A 14,876-nucleotide genomic window follows, 5' to 3' on the forward strand; every position below is an offset into this window, starting at 1 on the left:
CGGCTTACTCATGGTCCGGGTTAAGACGACGACGGCTGATGATTCGCAGCAGACGCCACAGTACCCACGCCAGCAATACAACGCTGAGCGCAGCCAACACGGCCAGCAGCACCGGGTGGTTAGAGAGGGCGTACCACAGGCGTTCGAACCACGGCAGATGACCGACGTAGTAGACATCCCCCACGCGCAGGCTGTTTACCCCCGACTCACGGATCACCGAGACGGAACCGAACATTGCCGCCCGTTTACCGCTGTCGTTCATGGCCGTGTTGAGCAGCTCATAGCCGCGCGGGCTGTCCGCCAGCAGGGCGATCACGCTGCGCTGGTCGTTATACGGAGACTGGAAGCCAACAATCGCAGCCATCGGACCCGTTGAGCTTACGGTCGTCCTGATATTGGCCTGGCGATCGCCGCTGTCCGGCATGATGCTCGGGAACTCGGTCTGACGCAGCGGCGTGTTGACCCATGACTGAGCCGCCTGCACCAGCAGATCGACGCGCTTCTCGTCTTTCAGCTTGTCCGGAATGTTGCCGATGACCATGATATCGGCATCTTTGTTCTGGATCTGGCTACCGTCATCCGTCACCGTCACGTTGATAGCCGGTAAGCCGGTTTGCGCCCCGACGGTGCCCATGGTGTCCAGCAGCGTGGCAACCTGGCCTTCGTTGGCCGCTTTTGGCATCACGACAATCGATTCAGAGAGATCAGCCATGCGGCTGAACGGGAAACTGGCGTTAGCAAACGCACGCAGATCCGGCATCGCGATAAAGTGGTAATACTTCGAGAAGTCGATTGTGGAATCATCACCAATCACCACGTGGTTTTGCACCGGCTGGAAGGTAATACAGTTTTCCACCGATCCACCCGGCATCGGGTTCATGTACTGGAAGTTAAACCGCAGCTGGTTCACCGCACCGAGCTTCAGCGCCGGGATCGACACATCGGTTTTGCCATCCAGCAGCCCCTGCAATACAGGCAGACGAAGCATCAACCGGTTTGTCTCCTGGCTGCTGGTCAGGCTGAAGGATTGCAGGAACTGGTTGTTGAGGCTGATATCCATGCGCGAGCTGTCTTTGGTTACCGGCGCGGTGTAACGGTAGTTCAGGTTGATATCAATACCGTTGGTGCGCAGCAGATAGAGATCCGGCGGCAGGTTCAGCGACAGGCTGACAGGAGAAGGTTCAAGCCCGGTTGACTGCAATTGCTCTTCATAGGTTTTCAGCTCGCCGAAGGTAATCGCGCGGTCGGTGCGGACCCAGTTCGGCGCATCATAAGGCTTACGTGCCAGCAGCGGTTTCACCTCATCCACCACGACGCTATTACCGCGGAACAGGATATTGCCCTGCGCAATGCCTTTTGCCGCCTGCACCAGATCTTTATCATCACGCCCGAAGATCACCAGCAGCTTCACGTACGGATTGTCGGGATGGCTGATCATCTCGATGGTGGGCGCTTTCACCTCTGGATGGTCCCGCAGGAATGCCGGGCGTTTGGCGTTGGTGGCAAACACAATCGCGTTTTTGTCCGGCATTTTGTCGTACATAACCGGGAAACTCTGGCCACGCCAGCCGGAGCGGGAACCAAACCAGGATGCCACGATAGAGGCCGCCAGCTGTTCGGTCACATCAGGAGAGCCCGCAAACACCATTGGCAGGTTCAGTGGACGGTTATCACGCGGGTCGAAGAACGGCACCGGGAAGGCGGAGAGATCATTTTTCAACGCCAGCGGCTGATAGGTCATCTGAAGCGAAGAGTTACGACCAACATCCAGCCACAAGGTGCTGCTGGCCGGGTTTTCACAGACATCGCGGTAATGGCCGACAAATTCCAGACGCACGCGGTTAAAGTCGGTGATAAACAGCGGGTTAATCGGCACCTGAGCCAGGGTTTTCTTACCCAGTTGCTCTTTGGTGACGGGCAGGACGTCCATCAGCTCATCATTCAGATAGACCTTAAGCTGGGATTGCACCGGCAGCAGCGACGGCGATGGCGTGTATTCCAGGTTGAGCATCGCTTTCGACACGACTTCATCGCTACGCATACCGAATTCGACACCGCCATTTGGGTTGATGCCGCGCAGAACCATGCTGCCCGGAGGTGGCGCGATCTGGGCGAACGTCAGCTTAACGTCACGCGACGGCGTATTTTCCGCAACCACCGGTGCACTGGCTCCCGGCACGCCAGACATAACCTGCCCAACCACCGGGTTGTCGGCGGGCAGCGTATTCCCCGTCGTCGGCTGATTCGGGACGACGTTTTCCGTCTGCCCCGGCGCCGCCGTCACTACCGGATCGGTCGCTTGCGCGACGACAGGCACCGTTGGCGCGGGTGTGGTCGCTGCGTTATCAGGCGCCGCGTTAGCCACTGTTGCAGGGAGCGCACTCATCCCCATTGCCACTGCACATAACCAGGAAAGTTTTGTTTTCATCGCGTTATCATCATTGTTGAGCCATAACCGGGTCCGCCTGCTTCGCTTCATCTCGCTCAGGTCGACGCGGAATGAACGACACGACCCAGGAAACCAGTGAAGTAAGTGACCGGAAAATTAATTTCACCGACGACGGGGCAAATTCTGCAAGGTGACGATAGCCACGGAACCCCAGCTTAAGAATATCCAGCAGGCTTTCCAGAGGCTTATCCTCAGGGAAGCTGTCCTGCCAGAGAGCCCACGTATCCGCGCGGGCAAACGTACACTGCACAAAATCAATGTGTTGCTTTTTAGTCAGCGGCATCAGTTGCAGACCCACTTCATTTCCTCTCACACGCACCACCTGCGTCGGGAAGACATACTCCTGCTGGCCGCGCTTAAGCAATAGGTTGACCTTCTGCCCCTCAAGCACCTTCGCCTGACCGTTGATCTTGATACCCAGACCGCCATCCGAAAAGTCATGTACGGTACAGGAGAAGAGATGTCCATCGTCGCGGGCAATGGCCGCTGGCATGCTGATTTCGACGCGATGCGCGCGGCGAACCTGTTTGCTCTCAACCGATACCGCCACCGCGCCACCGAGGATAATCAGGTTATAAAACACCCACGCCATACTCACGAAGACCGTCAGAATTTCGTTTTCCGGGCCGTAGAAGTAGCGCCAGACCCCAACAATCACGCCCACAATATTCAGCAGCACCAGGAAGATATAGGGCCGGGAGATCACCCAGTCGACATACTCCTCTTCCACCAGCCCGCCCTTCGCGGTGACGTTGAATTTCCCTTTATGCGGGTTAATCAGCGCCACCATGGTTGGCGGCGCGATATACCAGGCCAGCACCGTTTCGTAGATTTCACTCCAGAACGAATGGCGATATTTCCCCTGAATCTTCGAGTTCGTCAGGCTGGCGTGGATCATGTGCGGCAGAACGAACAGGGCAATCATCAGCGCAGGTGCATAGATGATGTAAGCGTGAAGAAGCAGGAACGCCAGCGGCGCAGTGAGGAAGATAAGCCGTGGAATACCCGACAGGAAGTGGAACATGGCGTTGACGTAGCACAGCCGTTGCGCCAGCTTCAGCCCTTTACCCATCAGCGGGTTATCGAGGCGGAAAATTTGCACCATGCCGCGCGCCCAGCGAATACGCTGGCCGATGTGCGCCGACAGGGATTCCGTGGCCAGCCCCGCCGCCTGAGGAATGCGCATGTAGGCGGAGGTATAGCCAAGACGGTGCAGACGCAGCGAAGTGTGCGCATCTTCCGTGACCGTCTCGACGGCGATCCCGCCAATTTCATCCAGCGGTTTACGGCGGATCACCGCACAGGAGCCGCAGAAGAACGTTGCGTCCCACATGTCGTTCCCGTCCTGCACCAGACCATAGAACAGTGTGCCCTCGTTCGGGGTTTTACGAAAACGACCAAGGTTACGTTCAAACGGATCCGGCGAGAAGAAGTGGTGCGGCGTCTGCATCATCGCCAGCTCTTTCTCCTTCAGGAACCAGCCCATGGTCATTTGCAGGAACGAGCGCGTTGGCACGTGGTCACAGTCGAAAATAGAGACGAACTCCCCTTTGGCATATTTCAGCGCATTGTTGATGTTACCGGCCTTAGCGTGTTCATGCGTGGTACGGGCGATGTACTCGACCCCTACTTCGTCCGCGAACTGGCGGAACTCGGCGCGGCCACCGTCATCGAGGATCCAGATTTTGATTTTATCCTTCGGCCAGTCGATACCCAGCGCGGCGTAAATGGTGTTTTTCACCACAGACAGGTCTTCGTTGTAGGTCGGCACGAAGAGGTCCACCGTTGGCCACTGGGTCGTGTCTTTTGGCAGCGGCACCGGCTGTCGATTCAGCGGCCAGATAACCTGGAAGTAACCCAGCACCAGCACGATCCAGGCGTAGGTCTCAGCAAACAGCAGCACTAACCCACACACCAGGCTGACCGGATCGTCCCAGTTCAGCGTTGAGGTATATCGCCACCAGATGTAGCGGCAGGAAACGGTCAGCGACAGCACGATCAGCATCAGGGCAGAAAAACGCCCCGGAATGCGCCGCACCAGCAGCGCCACGCCCCACAGCAGGATCAGGAAGGTAAACTGTGCCAGCGGGTTGAAGGGCTGGGTAATACAGACCAGCGCCAGTATGAGCGAGAACACCACCACCACGCCGAGAATAAAACGCCGTAAGCCCGGGTGAAGGTGCCCGAGCTCTTTGTGATTATCTAAATGACCTGTTCTATCGCCAACCCGGTCGGGTAGCCGGTTAAGCCACTGGTGATAGTGTTCACGTAAGTTCTGCACGCGATCGAAGCTGCGCCAGCGTGACGTTTTTTTCTCCGCACCCGTTGAGGTCGCCAGAAGCCAGATGGACTGTATAGCGTAGCGCGCGGGATCGAGCGGACGCGGCTTGTCAGGGTTGATATGCGGATAGAGTTCACCGTGCCGCGCACGAATACGTTGCCAGCGTGGATGTTCGAGGGGGATGAACATCCACGCCAGAATCATCCAGAAGCAGCCCAGCGCAGCGCTCAGCGATGAGGCGCCGTGATGACGGTAATGGCGGTAGCGTTCACTTAAGCGCGAACTGACCGGCGGGATGAGCAACCAGTTGGTCAGGCGGCTCATACTGAACTCCCGGCAGGCTCCGGCCGTTTAGCAAAGTGCAGCAGACACCAGTTGGCCAGCGTCAGGATCTCTTCTGCCGCCAGTGAATCACTACGGTACTCCCCAAGCGGTTGTTTGGAAGCGAGGCATTCCGCCATCGCTTCGTCACGATGAATAACCATTGGCAACAGGCGGCGCTGACTCTGGAGCCAGACCTGGTACAGATCGTCCTGGATCTGGCTGCCAATGCGCAGATCGTTAATCAGAATATGGGCATTGGCAGGCATTGCCTGTTGATGCAGACGGATATGACAATTCGCATCTACGTTCGCAATGGAGAGCACATGGTCGCACTGCGACAGAAGCTGGCGGGTCAGCGACGCGGCGCCGTGCGGCAGGTCCAGCAGGATCCACTGATAGTGTCCGCTCTCTTTCAGACTCTGCAAAGCGGTGGTGAAGCGAGAGAACAGGCGCTGAAACGCAGCTTCATTCCCGCGTTCGGTTTCCGTCATCTGACCAAAGGGAAGCAAATCGAGCTGGGAGGTATAGCGCAAACCCGCATCCCGCCAGTCTTTATCGTCCAGAAGCGCGCGCCCCCAGCCGTTTTCATGCGTAAAGTCGACATTGAATGACATGCGCAGCAAATTATCGGAGCAGGCATCAATAACCAGTACTGATTCACCTAAAACCTGTAATGACCACGCCAGCGCCGCGGTTACGGAAGTTGTACCCACTCCACCACGGACGCCCTGTAATCCTAGTACGGCCATCAATGGCTTCCTTATTGTTGTTGGGCAAACTCAGCTAATAACGGCCAACGTTTAATAGCCGCAGCCAACTGTTCCCGCTGGGAAATATCGGTGTAATCTATTTCAGGCAATGAAAAAGCCTGCGTGAGCGCCAGAAAATCGTTTTGGAATGTGTAACCCAGGCTTGGGTCGACTGGAGTTGCGGGTTCGTTATTTTGCATTCTTATTTCATCCCTTTGAGTAAAATCATAAGATTCAGATGCAGCGAGGCGTCCTGCCCACGAAATTTCATTTACATGCTAAATCTGATGTTCTTTAATTTCAATGTTAGGTTTATTTCTACGCTTTCGCTAGTAAACTGAGAGACATAGAAATTCGACGAAAAGAGGGACACCGTGGACTCCATATTTTCTATTGGCATCCAGTCATTATGGGACGAATTGCGCCACATGCCAGTCGGAGGAGTCTGGTGGGTTAATACGGATCGTAATGAAGATGCCATCAGTCTGGTAAACCAGACGATAGCGGCGCAGGGTAAGGATTACCGCGTGGCCGTCATTACGATGGGCGATGAGCCAAAGTCAATCATCAAGCTCGAAACTGACCGTGGACCCCAGACAGTACGATTATTTTCCATGCCAGCGGAGGCCGACAGTTTATACTTTTTGCCCCGCGATATTCAGTGCTCTATTGTTCCTGAACACTATTTACTGATTCTTAAATGTTCTCAAAACGGTCTACAAAATATCCCGTCTGAAAAACTGCTGAAATGGCTGGGAAGAATCAGCAGATGGGCAAAAAATCAAAATTGCACCTTATTGGTTGTTAACCCGGGCAGTAATAACGACAAACTTTTTTCACTTTTAATGAGTGAATACCGTTCCCTCTATGGCCTGGCCAGTATTCGTGTCCAGACTGACAGCCATCTTTACGACGTGGCTTTCTGGTGCAATGAAAAAGGGGTGAGCTCCCGACAGCAGCTTACCCTCAAAAATGTCGGGGACGAGTGGCATCTTGCTCAACAGGAAGAGACGGTGGTTCAGCCACGCAGTGATGAAAAGCGCGTTCTGAGTCATATTGCGGTACTGGAAGGTGCGCCTGCACTGTCTGAGCATTGGTCACTGTTCGAAACTAACGAGGCCTTATTTGATGAGGCGCGCACCACGCAGGCGGCGACCATTATCTTCTCGTTGATCCAGAATAACCAAATCGAAACGCTGGCACGGCACATTCACACATTACGTCGCCAGCGCGGCAGCGCATTAAAAATCGTGGTACGTGAAAATAATACCAGCCTGCGCGCCACCGATGAGCGCTTATTACTGGGCTGCGGCGCGAATATGGTCATTCCCTGGAATGCTCCCCTGTCGCGCTGTCTGACGCTGATCGAAAGCATTCAGGGCCAGCAGTTTAATCGATATGTTCCGGAAGATATCAGCACCCTGCTTTCAATGACGCAGCCGATGAAACTGCGTGGCTACCAGAAATGGGACACCTTCTGCGATGCGGTGGGCAACATGATGAGCAATACGCTTTTACCGGCAGACGGAAAAGGGGTGATGGTTGCCCTGCGTCCTGTGCCGGGCATTCGCGTTGAGCAGGCGCTCACCTTGTGCCGCCCTAATCGTATCGGGGATATCATGACCATTGGCGATAATCGCCTGGTGCTGTTCCTCTCCTTCTGCCGGGTGAACGATCTGGATACCGCCCTGAACCATATCTTCCCGCTGCCTACCGGGGATATTTTCTCGAACCGCATGGTCTGGTTTGAAGATAATTTGATCAGCGCTGAGCTTGTCCAGATGCGAGCCCTGGCACCTGAAAAATGGGCCAAACCATTGCCTGTAACAAGTGGTGCCAAACCGGTTCTGAACGCGAAACATGACGGGCATGTATGGCGTCGGGTTCCTGAGCCGCTACGCTTAATGGATGAGAACAAGGAGAGCGTTCCATTATGAATATCAGCGATATCATCCAACTGGTTGTTCTGTGCGCGCTGATTTTTTTGCCGCTTGGCTACTATGCACGCCATTCCCTGCGCCGTATTCGCGATACGATCAGATTACTGTTCGTCAAACCTCGCTATATTAAACCCGCCGGAACACTGACTCGCGCTTCAAACGTCAAGGCAAACCGAAAACATGACTAATTCTACCTATACCTCTTCAGCGCCATCGCCACTCTGGCAATACTGGCGCGGTCTGTCCGGCTGGAATTTCTACTTTCTGGTGAAGTTTGGTCTGCTGTGGGCAGGCTATCTTAATTTCCACCCGCTGCTTAATCTGGTGTTTATGGCATTCCTGCTGATGCCAATCCCGAATCTCAGGCTGCACCGTATACGTCACTGGATTGCTATCCCTATCGGTTTCGCCCTGTTCTGGCATGATACCTGGCTACCCGGCCCCGAAAGCATTATGAGCCAGGGTTCCCAGGTCGCAGGTTTCAGTGCGGACTATATGCTCGATCTGGTTGAGCGCTTTATTAACTGGCAGATGATTGGCGCGGTATTTGTCCTGCTGGTTGCCTGGCTGTTCCTGTCTCAGTGGATCCGGGTGACGGTGTTTGTCGTCGCGATTATGATCTGGCTAAACGTACTGACGCTGACGGGCCCGAGCTTCTCGCTGTGGCCAGCCGGTCAGCCGACGACAACCGTAACCACCACGGGCGGTTCCGCCGCCGCTACCGTCGCGACAGCAGGGGATACGCCTGTGGTTGGGGATATTCCAGCGCAGACGGCGCCGCCGACATCCACGAACCTGAACGCGTGGCTCTCCAGTTTTTACGCTGCGGAAGATAAGCGCCAGACGAAATTCCCGGACGCGCTGCCTGCCGATGCTCAGCCGTTTGAGTTGCTGGTCATTAACATCTGTTCTCTGTCCTGGGCTGACGTTGACGCGGCTGGTTTGATGTCGCACCCGCTGTGGTCGCATTTCGATATTCAGTTCAAAGACTTCAACTCGGCCACGTCGTACAGCGGCCCAGCGGCTATCCGCCTGCTGCGCGCGAGCTGTGGGCAGCCCTCGCATAAGAACCTCTACCAGCCGGCAGCTAACCAGTGTTACCTGTTTGATAACCTGGCAAAACTGGGCTTTACCCAACACCTGATGATGGGTCATAACGGTCAGTTCGGTAACTTCCTGAAAGAAGTGCGTGAACAGGGTGGCATGCAGGCCCCACTGATGGACCAGAAAGGGCTGCCAGTGACGTTACTGGGCTTCGATGGCTCGCCGGTCTATGACGATACCGCCGTACTTCAGCGCTGGTTTGACACCGTCGGTAAAGAGGAAGGGACGCGTAGCGCGACGTTCTATAATACGCTGCCGCTTCACGACGGGAACCATTATCCGGGCGTAAGCAAAACGGCCGATTACAAGGCCCGTGCGCAGAAGTTCTTTGACGAGCTGAACGCGTTCTTTAACGAGCTGGAAAAATCAGGTCGTAAAGTGATGGTGGTGGTGGTCCCGGAACATGGTGGAGCGCTGAAAGGCGACAGGATGCAGGTGTCTGGTCTGCGCGATATCCCAAGCCCGTCCATCACAAACGTTCCGGCCGGGATTAAGTTCTTTGGCATGAAGGCACCGCATCAGGGCGCGCCAGTTGAGATCACCCAGCCAAGCAGCTATCTGGCCATCTCGGAACTGGTTGCTCGCGCTGTAGACGGTAAGCTGTTTGTGGAAGATAGCGTGAACTGGGATCAGCTCACCAGCGGGCTGCCGCAGACGGCGGAGGTATCGGAAAACGCCAATGCGGTGGTGATCCAGTATCAGAATAAGCCTTATGTCCGGCTGAATGCCGGGGATTGGGTGCCGTATCCGCAGTGACCTGCTACACCCTCTCCCCCTGTGGGGAGAGGGTTACTCTGCACTTCGTAACGAAATTTCACCGCCCACCCAGGGCTTAATCACGCCATCCTGTTCAAGCAGCAACGCGCCCTGCGCGTCAATGCCGCGTGATGTGCCGTAAATCTCTTTATCCCCAATCAGCAGCTTCACCGGTCGGTTAATAAAGTTATCCAGCTTTTCCCAGCGGGACAGGAATGGCGCTAACCCCTCTTGTTCAAAGAGCGTCAGCGAACTACGCAACTCATTGATCATGCGGACGGCAAGCGTATTGCGATCGATGGTGATCCCCGCTTCCTGCAGGTTGGTCCAGGCCTGGTTCACGACATCGTTCTGCACGTTTCGCATCACCATGTTCAGCCCCGCCCCAATGACGATCTGTGCGGCATCGCCTGTTTTTCCCGTCAGTTCGACCAGGATCCCCGCCAGCTTTCGATCGTTGAGATACAGATCGTTGGGCCATTTTACCCGCACCTGATCGGCACCCAGATCGTGCAGCACCTCTGCCATCACAATGCCGATGACCAGGCTCAGCCCGATGGCCGCAGCTGGCCCCTGTTCAAGCCGCCAGTACATGGAAAGGTAGAGGTTGGCGCCAAATGGCGAAAACCACTTACGCCCCCGGCGGCCACGTCCTGCCTGTTGGTACTCGGCAACGCAGGCATCACCGGATTTCAGCTCGCTCAGGCGATCCAGCAGATACTGGTTCGTCGAATCAATGACCGGCAATACCGCGACGTTACCGTGTCCAATCTGGCTGCGGATGATCTCTTCATTCAGTAACTGGATTGGTTCCGGCAGGCTGTAGCCTTTTCCCGGTACCGTAAACACATCCACGCCCCAGTCGCGGAGCGTTTGAATATGTTTATTGATGGCAGCGCGGCTCATGCCCAGCTGTTCGCCCAGCTGCTCGCCAGAATGAAACTCGCCATCAGCAAGAATACCGATGAGAGTTAACGGAATAGTATTGTCCTTCACGCAATGGTCTCCACGGCATTCACTTCGCCCGTTCGGCCAATAAAGCGAACTTCAGGCTCCAGCCAGACGTTAAATTTTTCGCCCACACGCTGGCGAACATGGTGCGCCAGGTTGACGACATCCTCACTTGTCGCGTTGGACTGGTTGATCAGTACCAGCGCCTGCTGACGATGAACAGCAGCGCCACCAAGCGTAGTACCTTTTAATTCACATTGATCGATAAGCCAGCCTGCGGCCAGCTTTACGCTGCCATCCGCCTGAGGATAATGCGGGGCCGTTGGCCAGCCTGCGAGAAACGCTTTCGCATTTTCGCTGCCGATCACCGGATTTTTGAAGAAACTGCCCGCATTTCCGTTAACTTTCGGGTCCGGTAGCTTGGTCATTCGCATGTGGCAAACGGAATCAAAAACCTCACGCGGTGTGACGGTAGCCGGATCGAGACGGGCCAGATCGCCGTAAGTCAGAACGGGTTTCCATGCTTTCGCCAGACGCAGGCCAACGGCCACAATGACAAAACGATCCTGATAGTCGTGCTTGAAAATGCTGTCGCGATAGCCAAAGCGGCACTGCTCTGCGGTCAAACGCTTCGCCGTTCCGGTCGCGAGTTCGATGCAGTCGACATATTCGCAGACGTGTTTCAGTTCAATGCCGTAGGCACCGATGTTTTGAATAGGAGATGATCCTGCACAGCCCGGGATGAGGGCCAGGTTTTCCAGTCCGGGCATCCCTTTTTCAAGGGTATATTGCACCAGATGGTGCCAGTTTTCGCCAGCACCCACGTGTAAATGCCAGCTGTCAGCGCTCTCTTTACGCTCAATCCCCATGATGCGATTAACGATTACCGTCCCCGCAAAATCATCGAGAAACAGGACATTACTTCCTTCGCCCAGAATAAGTACGGGTTCACCGTTTTCTGTTGCGTTTTGCCAGGCATTCAGCAACTGCTGAGCACTGTCGGCACGTACAATTTGATTAGCATTCCGTTGAATACCAAAGGTATTCCAGGGCTTAAGGGAGTGATTCATAGACGCTATCCTGATGCAAAAACCGGGATAGTTTACCGTATATACGAAGGGATGGGTGATTAGTTTATGGAAAGGAAGCAGGTGCAGAAACGCAAAAAGGCCATCCTTTCGGATGGCCTCTTCACTTGTTTGATGCCTGGCAGTTCCCTACTCTCACATGGGGAGACCCCACACTACCATCGGCGCTACGGCGTTTCACTTCTGAGTTCGGCATGGGGTCAGGTGGGACCACCGCGCTAAAGCCGCCAGGCAAATTCTGTTAATCTGTATCAGGCTGAAAATCGTGTCTGTCTCTCTTCGCCAAAACAGCTTCGGCGTTGTAAGGTTAAGCCTCACGGTTCATTAGTATCGGTTAGCTCAACGCATCGCTGCGCTTACACACCCGACCTATCAACGTCGTCGTCTTCAACGTTCCTTCAGGAGACTTAAAGTCTCAGGGAGAACTCATCTCGGGGCAAGTTTCGTGCTTAGATGCTTTCAGCACTTATCTCTTCCGCATTTAGCTACCGGGCAGTGCCATTGGCATGACAACCCGAACACCAGTGATGCGTCCACTCCGGTCCTCTCGTACTAGGAGCAGCCCCCCTCAATTCTCCAGCGCCCACGGCAGATAGGGACCGAACTGTCTCACGACGTTCTAAACCCAGCTCGCGTACCACTTTAAATGGCGAACAGCCATACCCTTGGGACCTACTTCAGCCCCAGGATGTGATGAGCCGACATCGAGGTGCCAAACACCGCCGTCGATATGAACTCTTGGGCGGTATCAGCCTGTTATCCCCGGAGTACCTTTTATCCGTTGAGCGATGGCCCTTCCATTCAGAACCACCGGATCACTATGACCTGCTTTCGCACCTGCTCGCGCCGTCACGCTCGCAGTCAAGCTGGCTTATGCCATTGCACTAACCTCCTGATGTCCGACCAGGATTAGCCAACCTTCGTGCTCCTCCGTTACTCTTTGGGAGGAGACCGCCCCAGTCAAACTACCCACCAGACACTGTCCGCAACCCGGATTACGGGTCTACGTTAGAACACCAGCCATTAAAGGGTGGTATTTCAAGGTTGGCTCCACGCAGACTGGCGTCCACGCTTCAAAGCCTCCCACCTATCCTACACATCAAGGACCAGTGTTCAGTGTCAAGCTATAGTAAAGGTTCACGGGGTCTTTCCGTCTTGCCGCGGGTACACTGCATCTTCACAGCGAGTTCAATTTCACTGAGTCTCGGGTGGAGACAGCCTGGCCATCATTACGCCATTCGTGCAGGTCGGAACTTACCCGACAAGGAATTTCGCTACCTTAGGACCGTTATAGTTACGGCCGCCGTTTACCGGGGCTTCGATCAAGAGCTTCGCGTTGCCGCTAACCCCATCAATTAACCTTCCGGCACCGGGCAGGCGTCACACCGTATACGTCCACTTTCGTGTTTGCACAGTGCTGTGTTTTTAATAAACAGTTGCAGCCAGCTGGTATCTTCGACTGATTTCAGCTCCGTCCGCAGGGACCTCACCTACATATCAGCGTGCCTTCTCCCGAAGTTACGGCACCATTTTGCCTAGTTCCTTCACCCGAGTTCTCTCAAGCGCCTTGGTATTCTCTACCTGACCACCTGTGTCGGTTTGGGGTACGATTTCGTGTTACCTGATGCTTAGAGGCTTTTCCTGGAAGCAGGGCATTTATCACTTCAGCACCGTAGTGCCTCGTCATCACACCTCAGCGTTAACAAGGTACCGGATTTACCTGGAACCTCCGCCTACATGCTTAAACCGGGACAACCGTCGCCCGGCTGACATAGCCTTCTCCGTCCCCCCTTCGCAGTAACACCAAGTACAGGAATATTAACCTGTTTCCCATCGACTACGCCTTTCGGCCTCGCCTTAGGGGTCGACTCACCCTGCCCCGATTAACGTTGGACAGGAACCCTTGGTCTTCCGGCGAGCGGGCTTTTCACCCGCTTTATCGTTACTTATGTCAGCATTCGCACTTCTGATACCTCCAGCACCCCTCACAGGACACCTTCAACGGCTTACAGAACGCTCCCCTACCCAACAACGCATAAGCGTCGCTGCCGCAGCTTCGGTGCATGGTTTAGCCCCGTTACATCTTCCGCGCAGGCCGACTCGACCAGTGAGCTATTACGCTTTCTTTAAATGATGGCTGCTTCTAAGCCAACATCCTGGCTGTCTGTGCCTTCCCACATCGTTTCCCACTTAACCATGACTTTGGGACCTTAGCTGGCGGTCTGGGTTGTTTCCCTCTTCACGACGGACGTTAGCACCCGCCGTGTGTCTCCCGTGATAACATTCTTCGGTATTCGTAGTTTGCATCGGGTTGGTAAGCCGGGATGGCCCCCTAGCCGAAACAGTGCTCTACCCCCGAAGATGAGTTCACGAGGCGCTACCTAAATAGCTTTCGGGGAGAACCAGCTATCTCCCGGTTTGATTGGCCTTTCACCCCCAGCCACAGGTCATCCGCTAATTTTTCAACATTAGTCGGTTCGGTCCTCCAGTTAGTGTTACCCAACCTTCAACCTGCCCATGGCTAGATCACCGGGTTTCGGGTCTATACCCTGCAACTTAACGCCCAGTTAAGACTCGGTTTCCCTTCGGCTCCCCTATACGGTTAACCTTGCTACAGAATATAAGTCGCTGACCCATTATACAAAAGGTACGCAGTCACCCCATAAAGAGGCTCCCACTGCTTGTACGTACACGGTTTCAGGTTCTTTTTCACTCCCCTCGCCGGGGTTCTTTTCGCCTTTCCCTCACGGTACTGGTTCACTATCGGTCAGTCAGGAGTATTTAGCCTTGGAGGATGGTCCCCCCATATTCAGACAGGATACCACGTGTCCCGCCCTACTCTTCGAGTTCACAGCATGTGTGCTTTCGTGTACGGGACTATCACCCTGTACCGTCGGACTTTCCAGACCGTTCCACTAACACACAAGCTGATTCAGACTCCGGGCTGCTCCCCGTTCGCTCGCCGCTACTGGGGGAATCTCGGTTGATTTCTTTTCCTCGGGGTACTTAGATGTTTCAGTTCCCCCGGTTCGCCTCGTTAACCTATGTATTCAGTTAACGATAGTGCAACGGATTGCACTGGGTTTCCCCATTCGGACATCGCCGGGTCAAAGGTTCATATCACCTCGCCGGCGCTTTTCGCAGATTAGCACGTCCTTCATCGCCTCTGACTGCCAGGGCATCCACCGTGTACGCTTAGTCGCTTAACCTCACAACCCGAAGATGTTTCACTTC

The 14,876-nt window shown here is 54.8% G+C and carries 9 protein-coding genes and 2 rRNA genes; 3 read left to right on the forward strand and 8 right to left on the reverse strand.

Annotated features, from left to right (window positions below; translation table 11 throughout):
- Window positions 1–4: 4 nt before the first annotated feature.
- Genes bcsB through bcsR form a run of 4 tightly spaced genes read right to left on the reverse strand, consistent with a single transcriptional unit; the run spans window position 5 to window position 6,003 of the window.
- Window positions 5–2,428 (reverse strand): cellulose biosynthesis cyclic di-GMP-binding regulatory protein BcsB, encoded by a 2,424-nt coding sequence (gene bcsB, locus L350_RS01775; RefSeq protein WP_071993648.1) that lies wholly within the window; start codon window positions 2,426–2,428, stop codon window positions 5–7.
- 10 nt (window positions 2,429–2,438) lie between these two features.
- Window positions 2,439–5,054, reverse strand: coding sequence for a UDP-forming cellulose synthase catalytic subunit (gene bcsA / locus L350_RS01770; protein ID WP_023298842.1), 2,616 nt, complete (start codon window positions 5,052–5,054; stop codon window positions 2,439–2,441).
- Complete coding sequence (gene bcsQ, locus L350_RS01765; RefSeq protein WP_023298843.1) at window positions 5,051–5,803, reverse strand: cellulose biosynthesis protein BcsQ; 753 nt, start codon at window positions 5,801–5,803, stop codon at window positions 5,051–5,053. Before bcsQ ends, bcsA begins: the two co-directional genes overlap by 4 nt.
- Before the next feature lie 11 nt (window positions 5,804–5,814).
- Entirely contained in the window at window positions 5,815–6,003 is a 189-nt protein-coding gene (bcsR, locus tag L350_RS01760; protein WP_022649731.1) for a cellulose biosynthesis protein BcsR, read from the reverse strand.
- A 174-nt stretch (window positions 6,004–6,177) separates the two neighbouring features.
- On the opposite strand from bcsR, the gene bcsE reads away from it, so the two are divergent.
- The 3 genes from bcsE to bcsG are packed head-to-tail and all read left to right on the forward strand — an operon-like array spanning window position 6,178 to window position 9,603.
- Window positions 6,178–7,740: a cellulose biosynthesis c-di-GMP-binding protein BcsE gene (bcsE, locus tag L350_RS01755; RefSeq protein WP_032626886.1), complete on the forward strand. Its 1,563-nt coding sequence runs from the start codon at window positions 6,178–6,180 to the stop codon at window positions 7,738–7,740.
- Window positions 7,737–7,931 carry a cellulose biosynthesis protein BcsF gene (bcsF, locus tag L350_RS01750; protein ID WP_022649733.1) on the forward strand — a complete coding sequence of 65 codons (195 nt, stop codon included), beginning with the start codon at window positions 7,737–7,739 and terminating at the stop codon, window positions 7,929–7,931. Before bcsE ends, bcsF begins: the two co-directional genes overlap by 4 nt.
- Window positions 7,924–9,603, forward strand: a complete 1,680-nt coding sequence (gene bcsG / locus L350_RS01745) for a cellulose biosynthesis protein BcsG (protein WP_023298844.1) — start codon at window positions 7,924–7,926, stop codon at window positions 9,601–9,603. Before bcsF ends, bcsG begins: the two co-directional genes overlap by 8 nt.
- Before the next feature lie 33 nt (window positions 9,604–9,636).
- Here bcsG and birA read toward each other — a convergent pair whose 3' ends face one another.
- The 4 genes from birA to L350_RS01725 all read right to left on the reverse strand — a co-directional run bounded on the left by birA (window position 9,637) and on the right by L350_RS01725 (window position 14,851).
- Window positions 9,637–10,599 carry a bifunctional biotin--[acetyl-CoA-carboxylase] ligase/biotin operon repressor BirA gene (birA, locus tag L350_RS01740; protein ID WP_003861169.1) on the reverse strand — a complete coding sequence of 321 codons (963 nt, stop codon included), beginning with the start codon at window positions 10,597–10,599 and terminating at the stop codon, window positions 9,637–9,639.
- Window positions 10,596–11,624: a UDP-N-acetylmuramate dehydrogenase gene (gene murB / locus L350_RS01735; protein ID WP_023307159.1), complete on the reverse strand. Its 1,029-nt coding sequence runs from the start codon at window positions 11,622–11,624 to the stop codon at window positions 10,596–10,598. The genes birA and murB overlap by 4 nt, the downstream gene beginning before the upstream one ends.
- A gap of 134 nt (window positions 11,625–11,758) precedes the next feature.
- Window positions 11,759–11,874: ribosomal RNA gene (gene rrf, locus L350_RS01730) — 5S ribosomal RNA — on the reverse strand.
- Window positions 11,875–11,945: 71 nt separating this feature from the next.
- Window positions 11,946–14,851: ribosomal RNA gene (locus tag L350_RS01725) — 23S ribosomal RNA — on the reverse strand.
- Between the last annotated feature and the right edge of the window lie 25 nt (window positions 14,852–14,876).

This window comes from Enterobacter sp. MGH 4 (assembly GCF_000534735.1).
Classification (GTDB): domain Bacteria; phylum Pseudomonadota; class Gammaproteobacteria; order Enterobacterales; family Enterobacteriaceae; genus Enterobacter; species Enterobacter intestinihominis.